Source organism: Citrobacter sp. Cb080, from assembly GCF_030334745.1.
Classification (GTDB): domain Bacteria; phylum Pseudomonadota; class Gammaproteobacteria; order Enterobacterales; family Enterobacteriaceae; genus Citrobacter; species Citrobacter braakii.
Genome location: NZ_JAOWDG010000077.1, coordinates 91,920 through 111,636, shown reverse-complemented (window position 1 = coordinate 111,636; position 19,717 = coordinate 91,920). Strand labels below are relative to the sequence as shown.

Below are 19,717 nucleotides of genomic sequence, written 5' to 3'. Positions count from 1 at the left end.
CCACATCATTCAACGTAATTGCTGACCCGCTTTCAGGGTCGCGGCCACGTTTCGCGCCGTCATTCGTACGTTCTCACTCGCGTTCTTCAGCGCCTCTTCCAGTGTGCAAACGGTATAAATAACGCTAAAAACCGCATCCAGCCCATGTTCATGTACAACACCGACATCAGCCGTCAGGCTCCCGGCAATGCCGATAACCGGTTTGTTGTAACGCTTTGCCACCTTCGCCACGCCAACCGGAACCTTACCGTGAATGGTCTGGCTGTCGATACGTCCTTCACCCGTGACCACTAAATCCGCATTCGCAACGCAGTCGTCGAGGTGTAACGCATCCGTCACGACCTCAATACCGCAGCGTAACTGCGCACCGCAAAACGCATACAGTGCCGCCCCCATACCACCAGCCGCGCCACCACCCGCCAGTTCCAGCACGTTGACGTCCAGATCGCGGGCAATGAGTTGCGCATAATGCGTGAGCGCCCGATCAAGACGAGGAATCATCTCCGGCGTCGCCCCCTTTTGCGGACCGAAGACCGCAGAGGCCCCCTCTTCACCGGTCAACGGATTAGTCACATCGCAGGCCACTTCAATACGGCACGCGGCAAGACGCGGGTCTAGCTGAGAAATATCAATCCGGGCGAGTGATTCAAGGCCAGTCCCGCCATGAGCAATATCGTTATTTTGCGCATCCAGTAATTTTGCTCCAAGCGCTTGCACCATCCCGGCACCGCCATCATTGGTGGCGCTGCCGCCAATGCCGATAATAATATGTTCAACGCCCGCGTCCAGCGCATGACGGATTAGCTCCCCGGTTCCCCAGGAGGTCGTTTTCAGCGGATCGCGTAAACCTGCGGGAACCTGCTCCAGTCCGCTGGCGGCCGCCATTTCGATAAACGCCGAACGCTCATCCCCGGATAAACCATAAAATGCCTGAATCGTTTTACCCAGAGGGCCGGTAACATCAACATGCACAAGGTGGCCTTGCGTTGCGGCAACCATCGCTTCGACCGTTCCCTCACCGCCATCCGCGACCGGGATCTTCACGTAATTCGCCTCAGGCCAGATCTCACGAAATCCCAGCTCAATAGCCGTTGCCACTTCAAGCGCACTCAAACTTTCCTTATAGGAATCCGGTGCGATTACTATTTTCATAAAGCATCCTTACGCATGTTGACTGTGTTAAGCATACACCAGGAGAAAAACCGCCCCTTTATGGGAGCAGTCCCAGTTCGCTTAGCGTACCATGCACGGACGCTTATTATCAAACGTCCAGTTCGGGATCAGATACTGCATTCCCATGGCATCATCGCGCGCTCCCAGTCCATGTTGCTGATACAGCTCATGAGCTTTCATAACCTGATCCATATCCAGCTCCACGCCCAGACCCGGCTTCGCCGGTACCTGCACCATGCCGCCTTTGATTTCAAACGGCTCTTTGGTCAGGCGTTGATTGCCTTCCTGCCAGATCCAGTGGGTATCGATAGCGGTAATTTTGCCCGGCGCCGCCGCCGCAACATGAGTAAACATCGCCAGCGAAATATCAAAGTGGTTGTTAGAGTGCGAGCCCCAGGTCAGCCCAAACTCATGACACATCTGCGCAACGCGGACAGAACCCTGCATAGTCCAGAAGTGCGGATCCGCCAGCGGGATATCCACGGACTGCAACGACAGCGTATGTCCCATCTGACGCCAGTCGGTGGCGATCATATTAGTGGCGGTCGGCAGACCGGTAGCACGACGGAATTCCGCCATGACTTCACGGCCTGAGAACCCCTGCTCGGCGCCGCACGGATCTTCCGCATAAGCCAGTGATCCTTTCAGGTATTTACCAATTTTAATCGCTTCATTCAGCGACCAAGCACCATTGGGATCGAGCGTGACGCGTGCCTGTGGAAAGCGTTTCGCCAGCGCCACAATAGATTCCGCTTCTTCTTCCCCGGCCAACACCCCGCCTTTCAGTTTGAAATCGTTGAAACCATATTTCTCATATGCCGCTTCCGCCAGGCGTACCACCGCATCCGGGGTCATCGCCTCTTCATGACGCAGGCGATACCAGTCGCATTTCTCATCCGGCTGGCTCTGATACGGCAGCGGCGTCGCGTTACGGTTACCGACGAAGAACAGATAACCCAGCATTTCAACTTCGCTACGCTGCTGACCGTCGCCCAGCAGAGATGCGACGTTAACACCCAGATGCTGACCCAGCAGATCCAACATGGCTGCCTCGATCCCGGTAACCACATGAATAGTGGTACGTAAATCGAAGGTCTGCAAACCACGGCCACCGGCATCACGATCGGCAAAGGTATTGCGGACCGCATTCAGTACGTTTTTGTATTCACCTAACGTTTTGCCCACCACCAGCGGAATGGCATCTTCCAGGGTCTGACGAATTTTTTCGCCGCCGGGAATCTCACCCACACCGGTATGACCGGAGTTATCTTTGATAATCACAATATTACGCGTGAAGAACGGGGCATGTGCGCCGCTCAGATTCATCAGCATGCTGTCATGGCCCGCAACCGGGATCACCTGCATCGCGGTTACGACTGGGGTAGTAAATTGTGCGCTCATAATTAAGTCCTTATTCAAAATTAGTGGCGGCCGAAAACGGGACGTTTACGGTCAAAAGTCCATCCAGGGATCAGATACTGCATCGGGCCTGCGTCATTACGCGCGCCGCCGGGCAGCGCCTTATAGGCTTCATGCGCTTTCTGTACCTGATCCCAGTCCAGTTCCACGCCCAGGCCGGGCGCGTCGGGTACCGCAATTTTTCCGTGTTTAATCTCCAGCGGATTTTTGGTCAGGCGGCAATCGCCCTCCTGCCAGATCCAGTGGGTGTCGATCGCCGTTGGGTTGCCCGGCGCAGCGGCACCGACGTGGGTGAACATCGCCAGGGAAATATCAAAATGATTGTTAGAGTGGCAGCCCCAGGTCAGTCCCCAGTCATCGCATAACTGTGCCACGCGCACCGCGCCGGAAAGGGTCCAGAAGTGAGGATCGGCCAGTGGAATATCTACCGAGTTGAGCATCACCGCATGGCCCATCTCACGCCAGTTGGTGGCTATCATATTCGTTGCTACCGGCAGACCGGTTGCACGGCGGAACTCGGCCATCACTTCGCGGCCAGAAAAACCCTGTTCTGCGCCGCACGGATCTTCGGCGTAGGTCAGAACATCGTTCAGCCCTTTACACAAGGAGATAGCTTCATCCAGCAGCCAGGCACCGTTAGGGTCAACCGTAATACGCGCATCCGGGAAGCATTGTTTCAACGCGCGAGCGGTGTCGATTTCCTGCTCGCCAGGCAGCACACCGCCTTTGAGTTTGAAATCTTTAAAGCCGTAGCGATCCTGCGAAGCCTGAGCCAGACGTACCACCGCCTCACTGTTCATCGCCTGCTGGTGACGCAGGTGATACCACTCATGGTTGCCCGGCGTGCTGTCCAGATACGGCAGATCGGTTTTGCTGCGATCTCCCACGTAGAACAGATAGCCGAGCACGGTGACCGCATCGCGCTGCTTGCCTGGCCCTAACAGTTCGCAGACCGGCACGTTCAGCGCCTTGCCCAGCAGGTCGAGCAGTGCGGCTTCCAGCGCAGCCACCGCATTAACCCGCAGTTCAAAGGTCCAGGCACCTTTGCCAAAGGTGTCAAAATCAGCGGCCTGGTTGCCTTTATGCACCTGCTGAACCACCTTATTCAGGCGCGCGACTTCCTGGCCCAACACTTGTGGAATCGCGTCCACCAGCGTCTGATAAATCACTTCACCGCCCGGCGCCTCACCGACGCCGGTATTTCCGGCGTTATCGGTGAGCACGACGATATTGCGGGTAAAGTATGCGTTATGCGCCCCGCCAATATTGAGCAGCATGCTGTCATGACCGGCCACCGGGATGACCTTCATATCGGTAATAATGGGACTCGATTGTGTTGTCATCATCATTGCCCTGCGACAGGTTTCAGTTCGATACGTTTAATATCACCCACCAGCACCAGATAGCTCACTACAGCAATCAGCGCATGCACCCCGACGTAAATCAACGCACCGTTAAACGAGCCAGTGGTACCTACGATGTAGCCGATAGCAATTGGCGTAACGATACCGGAGATGTTGCCAAACATATTGAACAGACCGCCGCTCAAACCGCTGATCTCTTTTGGCGCAGTATCGGCCATCACCGCCCATCCCAACGCACCGATGCCTTTGCCGAAGAAGGCCAGCGCCATAAAGCCGATGATCATCCACTCCACGTTGACGTAGTTACAGAACACCATCACCATCGACAACAGCATACCCAGTACGATTGGCGTTTTACGGGCGATATTCAGCGAACCGGTACGGCGCATCAGCCAGTCGGAAATAATGCCGCCGAGCACGCCGCCTGCGAATCCGCAAATGGCCGGGACCGAGGCAACAAAACCGGCTTTCAAAATCGACATACCGCGTGCCTGTACCAGATAAACCGGGAACCAGGTGATAAAGAAGTAGGTCAGCGCATTTATGCAGTATTGGCCGATATAAATACCGATCATCATTCGTGAGCCCAGCAGTTGCTTGATCTGCCCCCACTTCACGCTGAACGGCACTTTGGCTTTGGCTGCCGCCTGATCCATATTGATCAGCGCTCCGCCTTCGGCAATGTAGTCCAGCTCTTTTTGGTTTACGCCCGGATGCTGGTTCGGTTCATGAATCACCTTCAGCCAGATAAAGCTGATAACAATCCCGAGACCGCCCATAAAGAAGAACACATGCGACCAGCCCACTTCGTGGGTCAACCAGCCCATGATTGGCGCGAAGATCACGGTGGCAAAGTACTGCGCCGAGTTAAAAATAGCGACCGCCGTGCCCCTTTCCTGCGCCGGGAACCACGCCGCCACAATACGACTGTTGCCAGGGAAGGATGGCGCTTCGGCTAACCCCACGAGGAAGCGCAGGGTAAACAGCGCAACGATAATGCCGAAGCCGCTGAAGATATCGACGAAGCCCTGCAGCAGGGTAAACATGGACCAGATAAAAATGGACCAGAAGTAAACACGTTTTGAACCGAAGCGGTCGAGCAGCCAGCCGCCGGGGATCTGACCGATAACATAGGCCCATGAAAAAGCGGAGAATACATACCCCATCCCTACCGCATCCAGACCAATATCTTTGGCCATCTCCGAGCCGGCAATGGATAAGGTGGCGCGATCGCCGTAGTTGAAGGATGTGACGATAAACAGCATCACCACTATCCAGTAGCGAGCGTTAGTGCGTTTTTCCGCGCTGCTCGCCGCCTGACTTAATGAACTCATTGTTGCACTCCTGAATCTTGGCTTTCGCCAGTTCATTCTGTACAGCACCTGTAGGGTGATCAGAATGAGAGGTTAGTGTGTGGCAGTTTTGGTACAGCTCAGGGCCGTTTTATTCTGACTCGCTGCCTTTTCGGGAACTGACGGGAAAAGTATATGAAGGAGTGCCTCTTACCCTCACCGTGCAAAAACACAACATTGCGGGAGGTGAATGAGGTTGTTTATGGCATAAGCCTAAGGGAATGGAAGATGCTTCACGAAATTGGCGTTTGGTGGGCGTTTTGTTGCCGGGTAGCAACGCCTTACCCGGCCTACAATCCAAAAGAGAGTAACAGGCCTGTGCAAGCAAAGCGCTGCCGGGCGCAAGGTTATTTAAGCAAGGTTCCCCAGTTTTCTACCCAGGGATTGGATTCGCTTTCCGGTTCAGGATGCTCGCTGGCGTCAATCAGCAGCATTTCCCCTACACGTTGGGCGCTTTGTTCCTGCAACAGTGCATCGAACTGCTTGCCGCCATTGCAGAAATTAACATAGCTACTGTCACCCAGCGCAATTACCCCGTAATGCAGATTTGGCTGGAAACCGAGATTATCTTTGATCCCCTGAAACAGCGGCACGATGCTATCCGGCAGATCGCCCTGCCCGGTCGTTGAGGTCACCACCAGCACATATTTTTCCTGATATGCCTGCCAGTCGCTGAGCTCGGGATCTTCGAACACCGTGGCTTTATGACCCTGCGCCGTCAAAATAGCTTCGGCCTCTTCGGCAACCAGCAACGCGTTTCCGTACATCGTGCCGACAAAAATTCCAATTTCCGCCATAACCGTAATCTCCTGGGACTTAAGAATCTATCTGCTCATCCTGACCTGACAACCCGCTGAACTCAACCCTTTCATTCTCAGGGAGAAGTCCACGCCAGCCAAACTGTGATAGCGCCTGCATCCAGACATCATCCAGCCCGGCGCGAATAACCAGCGGTTCGCCGGTAAAAGGATGAGTCAGCGCAAGCTGGCTGGCATGAAGCATCAAACGCTGACAGCCAAAGTACTCAGCGGCGCTGCGGTTTTGCCGCAAATCACCGTGCTTACTGTCGCCGATAATTGGATGACGTAAGTGCGCCAGATGGCGTCTGAGCTGGTGTTTTCGACCGGTTTTAGGATCCAGTTCCACCAATCCGTAACGGGTCGTCGGATAACGTCCGGTCGCTACCGGCATCTCAACCGTCGCCAAACCGCGATAATGGGTGACGGCAGGCTGCGGGCCTTTATCATCACGGGCAAATTTATCGGCGATCTTATCCAGTTCTTCGACCAGCGGGTAATCCAGCACGGCATCATCCATCAGCCAGCCACGCACAATCGCATGATAGCGTTTCTGAATTTGATGATGTTCAAATTGCTGGGACAGCAGCCGCCCGGCTTCGCTGGACAGCCCCATCAGCAGTACCCCGGAAGTCGGTCTGTCGAGTCGGTGGGCGGTAAAAACGTGCTGACCAATCTGGTCGCGTACCGTTTGCATCACCACCACTTTCTCATCCCGGTCGAGCCAACTGCGGTGAACCAACCAGCCCGAAGGTTTGTTAACTGCGACCAGCCATTCGTCCTGATACAGAATCTCCAGCATCAGGCGTTATCACTTGTAAACAGTGCATCCAATTCCTGCAATGCCGTCAGGAGAATTTCGCGTTGCGGGTGATCGGCTGCCAACGCCATTTCGTAATACGGTGCGACGGCAAAAGCCTGCGGAAGCGGCTGAGCGTTATCAATCAGCGTATGCATGCGGGGAATCAATACCCATTGCAGCCACTCAACCGGCTCCATGGTATCCATACAAAAAGGCTGCGTGCTGGTAAACAGATGCTCTGCAGGCTCATCCAACCGCCAGTGATTATGTTCACGCAGTAGCGCTTCAAGCGCGTGTAACTGCTGGCGCACACGGTCATGAGTCGTCATGAAATTAACCTCAATGATGAAAAATCTGGCGCGAAGAATAGCACTAGTGAAGGGAAATAAAAAAAGGGAGCACTGTAAAAACAGTGCTCCCGGTTCGTTTCGCAGCGTTCCAGCTACTTTTAGTGCTCCCTGCTCATCCGTGACAACTTTTCCTGTGGTCTTGCGACCTTGTTCATCCTGAACTCGTGCATCCTGCTCACATCACCCCGATGTGAAAACTTCATCCTGAAGTGTCCTGGCCATCCTGACCCGCCGAACATCCTGACCGGCTCTCATTCTCCATCCTGGAGGTGTCCCTTAACGCATCCAGCGCTTTCCGCTTTGCTTCATCCTGAAGCCTGTCCTTGTAACACCGTCCTGGTGTGTCCTGCCGAAGAGCCATCATCCTGATGTTCTCTTCGTTGTGCGACTCCTTGTCGACAGATATAGAATCGCCTGTTTCGCCTTGTCTTACAAGATGCTTACAGACACTCCCTTAAGATTATTTTCGTATGAAAGTTGACAATAAAACATTAACTTTATGAATAATAAGGAATAATTATTTTATCCGTTCATTAAGTCTTTACTTATCACCTGGCAATGTCCTACAGGGTTTGTAAGAGATCTCTCGCAAGGTTCAGGGCAATCTGGATTACAGAACTGGCTTAAGCTGAGTGAGAAATTCCGCAAGTGAGTCCGCCAGCACCGTTCGTTTACGGGTTCCCAGCGTTTCTTTGCACACTTCACCGGAGAGATTGCACACCGAAATAACGTCAAGCTCATTGTCCTGGGTGGCAATAAAAAGCGTAGGCGACAGCTTGAGGCGCTTTTGCGTAACCAGGTGACCAATCAGGTTTTCCTGAACGCGCCTAAAGTCGTCTTCGCTCCAGGTTTGCAGCAGCGTTAGCTTTTCATCCGCAAACTGCGCGTGCATGTCCCCGGCAAACTGGGTGGTGTAAAAAGCGTGAACGGCTGGTTGTATCACGATATCAAAGGCGCGTTCAACCGCATTGAGGTTTTTTTCGCCGACAAAAGGCTGAGGTTGCCAGAATACCGCATCGTCTGTGGAAGAAATGATGCACGGAGAAGGTACGCCATACAGCTCTTCGCTGAGGGGCCAGCTGTTGTTTTTTTCATGCCATGCGTCGCAATAACGTGTCGTAAAGGCTGTCAACGCCTGCGCTGTCAATTCGTCCACTGATTTCTCTCTTCACAAAAGCCAGGATACACTTGTCGCATAGTGTATCTGGTTTATGACGGTGAAACATGTCCTCTTATGAAAATCATCAGGCGCTTGACGGCCTGACTCTCGGTAAATCAACAGATTACCGTGACAATTACGATGCCAGCCTGCTGCAGGGCGTTCCACGCAGCCTGAACCGCGACCCGCTGGATTTACAGGCCGATAATCTGCCTTTTCACGGTGCCGATATCTGGACGCTATATGAACTGTCTTGGCTGAATGCCAACGGTTTACCGCAGGTAGCGGTCGGTCATGTAGAACTGGATTACACCAGCGTAAATCTGATCGAATCGAAAAGCTTTAAGCTTTACCTGAACAGTTTTAACCAGACGCGTTTTGATTCCTGGGATGCGGTACGCCAGACGCTGGAAAACGATCTGCGCGCTTGTGCTCAGGGTGATGTCAGCGTAGCGCTGTACCGTCTTGACGAACTGGAAGGACAACCGATAGCCCACTTTAACGGCACCTGTATCGACAATCAGGATATCGTCATCGATAACTACCAGTTCAGCACAGAGTATCTGGAAAATGCCGTTGGCGGTGAAAAAGCGGTGGAAGAGACGCTGGTCAGCCATCTGCTGAAGTCTAACTGCTTGATCACCCACCAGCCGGACTGGGGCTCCATACAGATTCAGTATCGCGGACGAAAAATCGATCGCGAGAAGCTGCTGCGTTATTTGGTCTCCTTCCGTCACCATAATGAGTTTCACGAGCAGTGCGTGGAACGCATTTTCAATGACATTCTGCGCTTCTGCCAACCGGAGAAACTGAGCGTTTACGCGCGCTACACGCGACGTGGCGGCCTGGACATTAACCCATGGCGCACCAACACCGATTTCACCCCAGCAACGGGGCGCCTGGTACGTCAGTAATCTTTTTTCTCAATTTTGCGTGCCGGATTCCGCGCGCAAGGTTGTGAAAGGTCATAAGCCAGGGCTATTGTAATCAACAGGGAATGACGTGTTGCGTCCCATAAGGAGTTTACTTGATTACACATATTAGCCCGCTTGGCTCAATGGACATGTTGTCGCAGCTGGAAGTCGATATGCTTAAACGCACGGCCAGCAGCGACCTGTATCAACTGTTTCGTAACTGTTCGCTTGCCGTTCTGAACTCCGGCAGTTTGACCGACAACAGCAAAGAGCTGCTGTCACGCTTTGAAAGTTTCGACATTAACGTGCTGCGCCGCGAACGGGGCGTGAAGCTGGAACTGATCAACCCACCTGAAGATGCGTTTGTTGATGGACGCATTATTCGCGCACTGCAGGCCAACCTGTTTGCCGTGCTGCGCGACATTCTGTTCGTCAATGGCCAGATCCATAACGCCGGTCGCTTTCAGCATCTGGATCTTGAAAGCTCGGTGCATATTACCAACCTGGTATTCTCGATCCTGCGCAATGCCCGGGCGCTACACGTGGGTGAAGCGCCGAACATGGTCGTCTGCTGGGGGGGGCACTCAATCAACGAAAACGAGTACCTGTACGCCCGTCGCGTTGGTACCCAGTTGGGCCTGCGCGAACTGAACATCTGTACCGGCTGTGGTCCGGGGGCGATGGAAGCGCCAATGAAAGGCGCTGCGGTCGGTCACGCCCAGCAACGATACAAAGACAGCCGCTTTATCGGTATGACCGAACCGTCAATCATTGCCGCTGAGCCGCCTAACCCGCTGGTTAACGAACTGATAATCATGCCAGACATTGAAAAACGTCTGGAAGCGTTCGTGCGTATCGCCCACGGTATAATCATCTTCCCAGGCGGCGTAGGGACAGCAGAAGAGCTGCTGTATCTGCTGGGGATCCTGATGAACCCGGCCAATAAAGATCAGGTTTTACCGCTGATCCTGACTGGACCAAAAGAGAGCGCCGATTACTTCCGCGTGCTGGACGAATTTATCGTGCACACGCTGGGGGAAGATGCGCGTCGCCACTATCGCATTATCATAGACGATGCAGCAGAAGTGGCTCGTCTGATGAAAAAAGCGATGCCGCTGGTGAAAGAGAACCGCCGTGACACCGGTGATGCCTACAGCTTTAACTGGTCGATTCGTATCGCGCCTGATTTGCAGATGCCGTTCGAGCCGTCCCATGAAAACATGGCTAACCTGAAGCTGTACCCGGATCAACCCGTGGAAGTACTGGCGGCAGACCTGCGCCGTGCGTTCTCGGGGATTGTAGCCGGTAACGTGAAGGAAGTCGGGATCCGCGCCATCGAAGAGTTTGGCCCGTACAAAATCCACGGTGACCGCGAAATGATGCGCCGCATGGACGATCTCCTGCAGGGCTTTGTTGCACAGCATCGTATGAAGTTACCTGGCTCCGCGTATATCCCTTGCTACGAGATTTGCGCCTAACCTCCAACAGCCGCCAGCAGACGCTATCGCGGTGACAGTTTTGTCCATATCAAAGCCGGGTTTGGCGCATCAGCCTCCCGGCTTTTTTTAGTGATACCAGTCACATAGCTCAGACGATTATATAAATACCGATGATGTTTCATTAAAAATAACGCGCTGCGCAAACGATTACCTTTAAAAGCCAACCGTGATTTATCTTAGGAAATTATTATTAGTCGCCAAAATCCTCTAAAAACAACAGTTTTTACAGCGTAACGCTCGTATCTTCGCGCCTTCGCTTTCATGATATATGTCGTTAATGTTAGCCTTCGCGCCCGTAAATTCGCTTTGACTATTTTTTAACAGATTAATGGTCCAAATTTATCCACATAAAAGGTGGATTATTGCATTTGGGATCGCGATCACTGATACATTCATTACTAAAATGTATCTTTCCGCCCGCAAATTATTACGGCGAAAAATTATATAAAAAATCGCTCATCGAATTTCGATTTACAGTCGGGTATTTTCTCATTGGATTGACCCCAAACCCGACTTTTTAAGCTTCCTCCAGGAGAAATAGATGGAAAACACTCAAACCAGCACTATCGTTACGGGCCAGACCCGCAGCGCATGGCGCAAGACAGACACCATGTGGATGCTGGGCCTTTACGGCACGGCGATTGGCGCGGGTGTATTGTTCCTGCCGATTAACGCAGGCGTAGGCGGTATGATTCCGCTGATCATCATGGCGATCCTTGCTTTCCCAATGACCTTCTTTGCACACCGCGGCCTGACTCGCTTCGTGCTGTCCGGTAAAAATCCGGGTGAAGACATTACTGAAGTTGTAGAAGAACACTTTGGTGTAGGCGCAGGTAAACTGATTACCCTGCTCTACTTCTTCGCTATCTACCCAATTCTGTTGGTCTACAGCGTAGCAATCACCAACACCGTCGAAAGCTTTCTGACCCACCAGCTGGCAATTACGCCGCCGCCGCGCGCAATCCTGTCTCTGATCCTGATTGTCGGCATGATGACCATCGTGCGTTTCGGTGAGCAGATGATCGTGAAGGCGATGAGCATCCTGGTATTCCCGTTTGTTGCCGCCCTGATGCTGCTGGCGCTGTACCTGATCCCTCAGTGGAGCGGTGCAGTTCTGGAAACCCTGTCCTTTGACTCTGCAGCAACCACCGGCAACGGACTGCTGTTGACCCTGTGGCTGGCAATTCCGGTAATGGTGTTCTCCTTCAACCACTCACCAATCATCTCCTCCTTCGCCGTGGCGAAGCGTGAAGAATACGGTGATGAAGCTGAGAAGAAATGCTCTAAGATTCTGGCATTCGCTCACATCATGATGGTGCTGACCGTTATGTTCTTCGTCTTCAGCTGCGTATTTAGCCTGACCCCAGCGGATCTGGCTGCAGCGAAAGAGCAGAACATCTCTATCCTGTCTTACCTGGCAAACCACTTTAACGCGCCGATCATTGCCTGGATGGCACCGATCATCGCGATTATCGCTATCACCAAATCCTTCCTCGGCCACTACCTGGGCGCACGTGAAGGTTTCAACGGTATGGTGATTAAGTCTCTGCGCGGCAAAGGCAAAACCATCGAAATCAACAAACTGAACAAAATCACTGCGCTGTTCATGCTGGTAACCACCTGGATTGTGGCGACGCTGAACCCAAGTATCCTCGGTATGATTGAAACCCTGGGTGGCCCAATCATCGCGATGATTCTGTTCCTGATGCCGATGTATGCAATTCAGAAAGTACCGGCAATGCGTAAATACAGCGGCCATATCAGCAACGTCTTCGTTGTGATTATGGGCCTGATCGCTATCTCCGCTATTTTCTACTCTCTGTTCAGTTAATTCCCCTGCGCCGCTCCTCGGGGCGGCGCACCTCGATACACAATGGACGCCTCATGATTAGCGTATTCGATATTTTCAAAATCGGCATTGGCCCTTCCAGCTCCCACACTGTTGGCCCGATGAAAGCAGGCAAACAATTCACGGATGACCTGATTGCACGCGGAATTCTCACTGACGTAACCCGCGTAGTGGTTGATGTCTATGGCTCTTTGTCTCTGACGGGGAAAGGTCACCATACCGACATCGCTATTATTATGGGCCTGGCGGGTAATCTGCCGGATACCGTAGACATTGATGCCATCCCGGCCTTTATCCAGGATGTGAATACTCATGGACGTTTGCTGCTGGCGGACGGTCAACATGAGGTCGAGTTCCCGGTCGACAAGTGCATGAATTTCCATGCGGACAATCTGTCTCTGCACGAAAACGGGATGCGTATTACCGCACTGGCGGGCGAAAAAGCCATTTATAGCCAGACTTACTATTCCATTGGCGGTGGGTTCATCGTTGATGAAGAACATTTTGGTTTACCGAACAACTCTCCGGTAAACGTGCCGTATCCGTATAAATCTGCGGCTGATTTGCAACGTCATTGCCAGGAAACCGGCCTGTCGCTTTCCGGTCTGATGATGCAAAACGAACTGGCGCTGCACAGCAAAGAAGAGTTGGAACAACACTTCGCCAACGTCTGGGACGTCATGCGCAGCGGGATTGAGCGCGGCATCACCACCGAAGGTGTATTGCCGGGCAAACTGCGCGTTCCACGTCGCGCGGCGGCGCTGCGTCGTATGCTGGTCAGCAGCGACAAAACCACCACTGATCCGATGGCGGTTGTTGACTGGATCAACATGTTCGCGCTGGCCGTGAACGAAGAAAACGCTGCCGGTGGACGCGTGGTTACGGCGCCAACTAATGGCGCATGCGGGATTGTTCCTGCCGTGCTGGCGTACTACGACAAGTTTATCCGCGAAGTGAATGCTAACTCGCTGGCACGCTACATGCTGGTCGCGAGCGCCATTGGTTCACTGTACAAGATGAACGCCTCTATCTCTGGCGCCGAAGTGGGCTGTCAGGGTGAAGTCGGCGTTGCCTGCTCCATGGCTGCGGCCGGTCTGGCTGAACTGCTGGGCGGTAGCCCAACGCAGGTGTGCATCGCGGCGGAAATCGGTATGGAACATAACCTGGGTCTGACCTGCGATCCGGTTGCCGGCCAGGTGCAGGTACCGTGCATTGAGCGTAACGCCATTGCTTCGGTTAAAGCAGTGAACGCCGCACGTATGGCGCTGCGCCGTACCAGCGAACCGCGCGTGTGCCTTGATAAAGTCATCGAGACCATGTACGAAACCGGTAAAGACATGAACGCCAAATACCGTGAAACATCTCGCGGCGGTCTGGCGATGAAGATTGTCACCTGCGATTAAGTCCCACCACGTTTCAGGATCTGTAGGCCGGATGAGGCGCTCGCTGCCATCCGGCCTACAGATAACGCTATTTCGCAACACTCGCCTCCCCTCGCCGTGAATGTTACCCTACAAACTTATTTGTTAGGGAGAACACCGTGGCCGTCCACCTGCTCATTGTCGATGCACTGAATCTTATCCGCCGCATTCACGCCGTACAGGGCTCACCCTGCGTAGAGACGTGCCAGCACGCGCTCGATCAGCTGATTGTGCACAGTCAGCCTACGCACGCCGTGGCGGTATTCGATGATGAAGCGCGCAACAGCGGCTGGCGTCACCAACGGTTGCCTGACTACAAAGCAGGTCGCCCCCCGATGCCTGATGAATTGCACCAGGAAATGCCCGCCTTACGCGCCGCTTTTGAACAGCGCGGCGTCTGCTGTTGGGTCTCCAGCGGGAATGAAGCCGATGATTTAGCCGCAACCCTGGCGGTTAAAGTGAGCCAGGCGGGACATCAGGCTACCATCGTCTCAACCGATAAAGGCTATTGTCAGTTGCTCTCCCCGACGCTACGTATTCGTGACTACTTCCAGAAGCGCTGGCTGGATGCACCGTTTATTGAGAAAGAGTTTGGCGTGCTGCCGCAGCAGTTGCCTGATTACTGGGGACTGGCCGGGATCAACAGTTCGAAAGTACCGGGGGTTGCAGGTATTGGTCCCAAAAGCGCCACGCAGCTGCTCGTACAGTTTCAACATCTGGAAGGCATTTACGCGCATCTTGATGAAGTACCGGACAAGTGGCGCAAGAAACTAGAGAAGCACCAGGAGATGGCGTTTCTGTGTCGCGATATCGCACGGCTGCAAACGGACTTACATATCGACGGAAACCTGCAGCAATTACGGTTGGTGCGATAGCTCTGTTGCCGAATGGCGCTGTGCTTATCTGGCCTACACGTCGAACACCCCGGTAGGCCGGATAAGGCTTTCACGCCGTCACGCTGAAAAATTACCAGGCGGTGTGGTACAGCTCAACGATATCCCCAAGATTCGCTTCACGGGGATTTCCCCCGGTACAAACATCGTCAAATGCCGCCTGCGCCAGCGCAGGAATATCCTCTTTACGTACGCCAACATCGCGTAAATGCAGCGGGATCCCTACATCGCGGTTAAGGGCGAAGACGGCATCTACTGCCGCTTTACGTGCCTCTGCCAGCGTCAGTTCTTCAACCTTAACTCCCATCACCCGGGCGATATCGCGGAATTTTTCCCCGGTGAATTCGGCGTTATAGCGCATCACGTGCGGCAGCAAAATGGCATTTGCTACGCCGTGCGGCGTGTTATAAAACGCGCCTAACGGGTGTGCCATTCCATGCACTAATCCCAGACCAACGTTGGAAAAGCCCATCCCGGCCACGTACTGGCCCAGCGCCATCGCTTCCCCGGCCTGGGTATCGCCCGCAACGGAACCACGTAATGCCCCGGCTATCATTTCAATGGCTTTAATGTGCAGCGCATCGGTAAGCGCCCATGCTGCCCGCGTAATGTACCCCTCAATAGCATGGGTCAGGGCATCCACTCCGGTGGCGGCTTTTAGCGCCGCTGGCATGCCGTCCATCATGTCTGCATCGATGAACGCTACCTGTGGGATGTCATGGGGGTCGACACAAACAAACTTACGCCGATTTTCTTCGTCAGTGATCACGTAGTTAATGGTCACTTCCGCTGCCGTTCCCGCAGTGGTTGGGATAGCCATAACCGGCACGCTCGGGCTGCGCGTTGGCGATAACCCTTCAAGGCTGCGTACATCCGCAAACTCAGGGTTATTATTGATAATGCCAATCGCTTTACAGGTATCCTGAGGGGAGCCTCCGCCGATGGCGATCAGATAGTCTGCGCCGCTTTGCTGAAAGACACCCAATCCTTCCTGCACCACCGCAATGGTTGGGTTAGGAATAACGCCTGAATAGATTTCCCATGCCAGACCAGCAGCATCCATTCGGGAAGTCACCTTATCGACAACGCCGCACTGCACCAGATTTTTATCAGTCACAATCAACGCCTTGCGATAACCACGACGGATGACTTCATCGGTTAATGCACCAACAGCTCCCCGGCCAAACCATGCCGTTTCGTTCAGAATCATTCTGTTCGCCATCGTATTTCTCCTTTTCGCTATGCGAAATTACTCTTCAATGCGTAATCCGTAAGATTTGAATTTCTCCAGCACAATGGCGATCTCCTCGTCATCCAGCACCGGCACCGGGTCAACAATCGCCAGCGTGCTCAGATAAAGGCGGGCCAGAACTTCCACTTCATGCGCCAACCACAGTGCTTTTTCCAAATTCGCTTCACAAGCAATCAACCCATGGTGCTGTAAAAGCGTTGCCTTACGGTTTTTCAGGGCGACGCTCACATGCTCTGACAGCTCTCGTGTACCAAACGTCGCATAAGGCGCACACGGAATAGAGTTCCCCCCTGCCGCCGCAATCATGTAGTGAATTGCCGGGATAGGGCGATTAAGAATAGAAACGGCCGTGCAATGTACGGCATGGTTATGGACAACCGCATTGGCATCCGGACGCGTCTGGTATGCCGCCAGGTGAAAACGCCATTCACTGGAGGGTAATTGTCCTTTATCATATTTCCCGTCGTTATCTACATACACGATCATATTTTCAGTAAGTCTTTCATAAGGAATACCGCTGGGCGTGATCAGCATCCCATTTTCATAACGCGCACTCACATTTCCCGCCGTCCCCTGATTCAATCCAAGGCTGGTCATTTCAAGGCAGGTTTCAATGATTTCTCGTGACAAACGCATTCTTTCCATAATGATTCTCCGGGTACAGTTTCCCCTCGTCTTTATTGCGAAAAATGCAGCCGCAGAGTAAGACGGGTCAGGTTTCAGATACAGGCAGCCACTGAACGTATATATTCAGGTTCAGTAGGCCGATTTATTTATAGCGGCGTATTAAGGTTGTCTTACGCGCTTAATAAGTTTCATCTCAACTTTTACAGTTTCTTTAATTGGCTGGTCATCAATAGCACTCATCATCATATCGAACGCTTTTTCCGCCCAAACATTTTCATCCTGCTGCATTGACCAGACATTATTGGCGAGGAATCCCAGCATTGGGTGTTCATCGAATGTCCCAATATTAATTTCAGGTGGAATTGTGCCAAAACGATTACGAAAAGCGTTAATGGCCCCCTCCAGTACGGGTAATGATGAGGCGATAAATGCCTGTGGGCAGCCCTGTTCGCCGATCAACTCATCCATCAGTCGATAACCCCCCTCGGGCGTGTTGTCCGGCCCTTCGCGCACCCAATCGCTATGCAAAATACCATTATTGTTCAATGCATTAAGATAACCTTGCAAACGGTCGCCGATGCTGGGTAATCCGGTATCTCCCACCAAAAACCAGATCGGCGACTTTCCAGCGTCAAACAAACTTTGCGTCAATTTTTCGCCGCCCAAAATGTTATGGCTTTCTACCAGAGCGTTATCGGTATACTTAAAATCACGGTCAAGTAACACCATCGGTTTTCTGACCTGACGTAAATGGTGCTGCTGATTCTCTAATGTTGAGGGAACAATAAAAAGGCCATCGACATTGCGAGCTATTAACGCTTTGGTCAGTTTATTTTCGTAATCAACATCGTCATAGGTACAGCTAATCGTTAGCTGATAACCGGAACGACGACAGCGTTGCTCAAGTTTTTCTGCGAGTGTGGCAAAAAACACGTTGGAAATATTGGGCACAATCAATCCCAACGTATCCGTTTTATTCAATTTCAGGCTGCGTGCTGAATGGTTAATGACGTAACCATAGCGCTCGACATATTCATTAATACGCGTTTGGGTTTTGACACTGATTCGATATTGCTCTGCTTTCCCGTTCAGCACCAGTCGTACGGTCGTAACCGATAAATTCAGATCGCTGGCTATCTGTTCTACTGTTTTAGCCATTTATATGCCCCAGTTCACATCCAAAAACGTCAATCTACAATCATAAAAGTATTTTAAACTTTTGTCTTACTGCATAAGTTGGTTAATCGCCTGCTGCTGATCCCACATCATCAGATAAGCCTGATATTTGCGGTCATAGAAGTTCCGCCGTGCCGGGTTAGTCTTAATCACCTCGCCTGATCGAACCATCGCCTGGCATGCAGATGGAATATTTTCCCACGCGCCGCAGGCAACCGCGCCAGTGATGGCCGCCCCTAACGTCACCGCATCCTCTTCCTGCATCAGATGAATATCGCATCCGGTGGCATCGGCATATTCTCGCAACCACAGTGGGTTATGCGTTGCGCCGCCGCACAGCGTCAGTCGGGAAATGGTGTGACCGTTTTCGCGCATCACTTCCATAATATGCCGCGTACCGCAGGCGATCGCCTGTAATGTCGCCAGGTACAGACGAGCAACCTGCATCTCGCCTCGCTCAAGAGTCAAACCGCAAACACTCCCCCGGGCATCGGGTCGCGCGCGCGGTGAACGATTGCCGTGGTGATCGGCCAGCACATGCAAATAACGACCAGGCTCTGGCTCCAGCGCCTCAAGTGCGGCAACCCATTCATTAACTAAAACGATGGGATGGCAACCCCGCGCCTCAGCCTTGTGAAATAGTGCCGCGCTGGCTCCTGACTCCTGAAGTGTCCAGTCGACTAACGCCCCAGCGGCACTTTGCCCCCCTTCTGTCAGCCAGTAGCCTGGCAGCATGGCTGACCAGTACGGCCCCCATACACCAGGTGTATGAATCTCCTGCTCACTGCACAGCATATGGCAATTTGACGTTCCGCTGATCAACGCCAACGTCCCCTCAGGCTCAACACCGGCAAGCGCTACTCCGCCCGCATGGGCATCAATCATTCCGCTGGCGACGACCACTGCAGTCGTCAGCCCCAGCGCCTGGGCCGCATCGGCGCTAAGCGTTCCAACGGCAGCGCCTGGCGGCAGGATCCGCGACGGGATTTTTCCCAACAAATCCGTTAGCTCAACAGCGTCAAGCAGGGAGTGGCTAAAGCGTTGTTCATGTGCCAGATAGTTCCATTTACACGTCAGCGTGCACAGACCAGCAACATCACAGGCGGTAGCTTTAGAGACCAGAAAGTCCGCCAGATCGTAGAAGCGATGCGCACTCTGCCAGGTGGCTGGAAAATGGTTTTTCAACCACAGTACTTTAGGAAGCTCCATTTCGACGCTGACTTCACCGCCAACGTAGCGCAGAGCCGGATCCTGCGTGGCGTTTATACGTTGCGTCTCCTGCGCCGCACGATGATCCATCCACATGATGATGTTATGGTCCGATGGTTCGCCTGGTGAAACCGCCAGACCCCGCCCCTGTTCATCCAGTGCCACCAATGAACAGGTGGCATCAAATCCCAATGCGCGAATCTCCTCAATGCGAACCCCGGATGACGACACCGCCTCCTTCACTGCATGGCAAACCTGCTGCCAGATTTCTGCAGATGACTGCTCAACCCGCTCAGGACCGGGTCGAAACTGCGAGATGGCGTGTGTCGCAAAAGCCAGCCGTTTGCCACTGGCATCAAAGACACCAGCCCTGACGCTGGCGGAACCGACATCCACACCGAGGAAATATCCACTGCCCATAGTAACTCCCTGACGCTGGCGAATGATGGGGCGAGCACGTC

17 protein-coding genes are annotated in these 19,717 nt (G+C 53.1%); 5 read left to right on the top strand and 12 right to left on the bottom strand.

Translation table 11 applies throughout. The annotated features are described in order from the left end of the window. Positions 1-9: 9 nt before the first annotated feature. The 8 genes from OGV38_RS16250 to syd all read right to left on the bottom strand — a co-directional run bounded on the left by OGV38_RS16250 (position 10) and on the right by syd (position 8,413). On the bottom strand, positions 10-1,152 hold the full coding sequence (locus OGV38_RS16250) for a glycerate kinase (protein ID WP_269517974.1): 1,143 nt from the start codon (positions 1,150-1,152) through the stop codon (positions 10-12). Positions 1,153-1,233: 81 nt separating this feature from the next. Further along, positions 1,234-2,574: a glucarate dehydratase gene (gene gudD / locus OGV38_RS16245; protein WP_016154239.1), complete on the bottom strand. Its 1,341-nt coding sequence runs from the start codon at positions 2,572-2,574 to the stop codon at positions 1,234-1,236. A 20-nt stretch (positions 2,575-2,594) separates the two neighbouring features. Next, the gene (locus tag OGV38_RS16240) at positions 2,595-3,935 is read right to left on the bottom strand and encodes an enolase C-terminal domain-like protein (protein ID WP_029139643.1); all 1,341 of its coding nucleotides are present in this window, start codon (positions 3,933-3,935) and stop codon (positions 2,595-2,597) included. A 2-nt stretch (positions 3,936-3,937) separates the two neighbouring features. Continuing rightward, on the bottom strand, positions 3,938-5,290 hold the full coding sequence (gene gudP, locus OGV38_RS16235; RefSeq protein ID WP_016154241.1) for a galactarate/glucarate/glycerate transporter GudP: 1,353 nt from the start codon (positions 5,288-5,290) through the stop codon (positions 3,938-3,940). 365 nt (positions 5,291-5,655) lie between these two features. Next, positions 5,656-6,105 carry a flavodoxin gene (locus tag OGV38_RS16230; protein ID WP_016154242.1) on the bottom strand — a complete coding sequence of 150 codons (450 nt, stop codon included), beginning with the start codon at positions 6,103-6,105 and terminating at the stop codon, positions 5,656-5,658. A gap of 19 nt (positions 6,106-6,124) precedes the next feature. Then, on the bottom strand, positions 6,125-6,907 hold the full coding sequence (truC, locus tag OGV38_RS16225) for a tRNA pseudouridine(65) synthase TruC (RefSeq protein ID WP_216404159.1): 783 nt from the start codon (positions 6,905-6,907) through the stop codon (positions 6,125-6,127). After that, positions 6,907-7,236 carry a YqcC family protein gene (locus OGV38_RS16220; RefSeq protein ID WP_016154244.1) on the bottom strand — a complete coding sequence of 110 codons (330 nt, stop codon included), beginning with the start codon at positions 7,234-7,236 and terminating at the stop codon, positions 6,907-6,909. The genes truC and OGV38_RS16220 overlap by 1 nt, the downstream gene beginning before the upstream one ends. A 631-nt stretch (positions 7,237-7,867) precedes the next feature. After that, a complete protein-coding gene (gene syd / locus OGV38_RS16215) occupies positions 7,868-8,413 on the bottom strand; it encodes a SecY-interacting protein (RefSeq protein ID WP_019077584.1) in 546 nt (181 codons plus the stop codon). Positions 8,414-8,481: 68 nt separating this feature from the next. Between syd and queF the strand changes: the two genes are divergently transcribed. The 5 genes from queF (at position 8,482) to xni (ending at position 14,974) form a co-directional block, all read left to right on the top strand. Beyond that, positions 8,482-9,330: an NADPH-dependent 7-cyano-7-deazaguanine reductase QueF gene (gene queF, locus OGV38_RS16210; RefSeq protein ID WP_016154246.1), complete on the top strand. Its 849-nt coding sequence runs from the start codon at positions 8,482-8,484 to the stop codon at positions 9,328-9,330. Positions 9,331-9,443: 113 nt separating this feature from the next. Beyond that, a complete protein-coding gene (gene ppnN, locus OGV38_RS16205; RefSeq protein ID WP_003840366.1) occupies positions 9,444-10,808 on the top strand; it encodes a nucleotide 5'-monophosphate nucleosidase PpnN in 1,365 nt (454 codons plus the stop codon). A 562-nt stretch (positions 10,809-11,370) separates the two neighbouring features. Next, a complete protein-coding gene (locus OGV38_RS16200) occupies positions 11,371-12,660 on the top strand; it encodes an HAAAP family serine/threonine permease (RefSeq protein ID WP_016154247.1) in 1,290 nt (429 codons plus the stop codon). A gap of 53 nt (positions 12,661-12,713) precedes the next feature. Next, positions 12,714-14,081, top strand: a complete 1,368-nt coding sequence (locus tag OGV38_RS16195; RefSeq protein ID WP_019077586.1) for an L-serine ammonia-lyase — start codon at positions 12,714-12,716, stop codon at positions 14,079-14,081. Positions 14,082-14,218: 137 nt separating this feature from the next. Continuing rightward, positions 14,219-14,974, top strand: a complete 756-nt coding sequence (gene xni / locus OGV38_RS16190) for a flap endonuclease Xni (RefSeq protein WP_019077587.1) — start codon at positions 14,219-14,221, stop codon at positions 14,972-14,974. Positions 14,975-15,065: 91 nt separating this feature from the next. Here the strand turns inward: xni and fucO are convergent, their stop codons facing one another. The 4 genes from fucO to OGV38_RS16170 form a co-directional block, all read right to left on the bottom strand. Further along, entirely contained in the window at positions 15,066-16,214 is a 1,149-nt protein-coding gene (gene fucO, locus OGV38_RS16185) for a lactaldehyde reductase (RefSeq protein WP_019077588.1), read from the bottom strand. A gap of 27 nt (positions 16,215-16,241) precedes the next feature. Then, a complete protein-coding gene (fucA, locus tag OGV38_RS16180) occupies positions 16,242-16,889 on the bottom strand; it encodes an L-fuculose-phosphate aldolase (protein ID WP_003034062.1) in 648 nt (215 codons plus the stop codon). A gap of 141 nt (positions 16,890-17,030) precedes the next feature. Then, entirely contained in the window at positions 17,031-18,029 is a 999-nt protein-coding gene (locus OGV38_RS16175; RefSeq protein WP_269517987.1) for a LacI family DNA-binding transcriptional regulator, read from the bottom strand. Between the two features lie 66 nt (positions 18,030-18,095). Next, a complete protein-coding gene (locus tag OGV38_RS16170) occupies positions 18,096-19,676 on the bottom strand; it encodes an FGGY-family carbohydrate kinase (protein ID WP_049040358.1) in 1,581 nt (526 codons plus the stop codon). Between the last annotated feature and the right edge of the window lie 41 nt (positions 19,677-19,717).

Bases quoted from the DNA above. Each gene is read 5' to 3' on its own strand.
- OGV38_RS16250 (WP_269517974.1), bottom strand. From the start codon at position 1,152: ATGAAAATAGTAATCGCACCGGATTCCTATAAGGAAAGTTTGAGTGCG.
- gudD (WP_016154239.1), bottom strand. From the start codon at position 2,574: ATGAGCGCACAATTTACTACCCCAGTCGTAACCGCGATGCAGGTGATC.
- OGV38_RS16240 (WP_029139643.1), bottom strand. From the start codon at position 3,935: ATGACAACACAATCGAGTCCCATTATTACCGATATGAAGGTCATCCCG.
- gudP (WP_016154241.1), bottom strand. From the start codon at position 5,290: ATGAGTTCATTAAGTCAGGCGGCGAGCAGCGCGGAAAAACGCACTAAC.
- OGV38_RS16230 (WP_016154242.1), bottom strand. From the start codon at position 6,105: ATGGCGGAAATTGGAATTTTTGTCGGCACGATGTACGGAAACGCGTTG.
- truC (WP_216404159.1), bottom strand. From the start codon at position 6,907: ATGCTGGAGATTCTGTATCAGGACGAATGGCTGGTCGCAGTTAACAAA.
- OGV38_RS16220 (WP_016154244.1), bottom strand. From the start codon at position 7,236: ATGACGACTCATGACCGTGTGCGCCAGCAGTTACACGCGCTTGAAGCG.
- queF (WP_016154246.1), top strand. From the start codon at position 8,482: ATGTCCTCTTATGAAAATCATCAGGCGCTTGACGGCCTGACTCTCGGT.
- OGV38_RS16200 (WP_016154247.1), top strand. From the start codon at position 11,371: ATGGAAAACACTCAAACCAGCACTATCGTTACGGGCCAGACCCGCAGC.
- OGV38_RS16195 (WP_019077586.1), top strand. From the start codon at position 12,714: ATGATTAGCGTATTCGATATTTTCAAAATCGGCATTGGCCCTTCCAGC.
- fucO (WP_019077588.1), bottom strand. From the start codon at position 16,214: ATGGCGAACAGAATGATTCTGAACGAAACGGCATGGTTTGGCCGGGGA.
- fucA (WP_003034062.1), bottom strand. From the start codon at position 16,889: ATGGAAAGAATGCGTTTGTCACGAGAAATCATTGAAACCTGCCTTGAA.
- OGV38_RS16175 (WP_269517987.1), bottom strand. From the start codon at position 18,029: ATGGCTAAAACAGTAGAACAGATAGCCAGCGATCTGAATTTATCGGTT.
- OGV38_RS16170 (WP_049040358.1), bottom strand. From the start codon at position 19,676: ATGGGCAGTGGATATTTCCTCGGTGTGGATGTCGGTTCCGCCAGCGTC.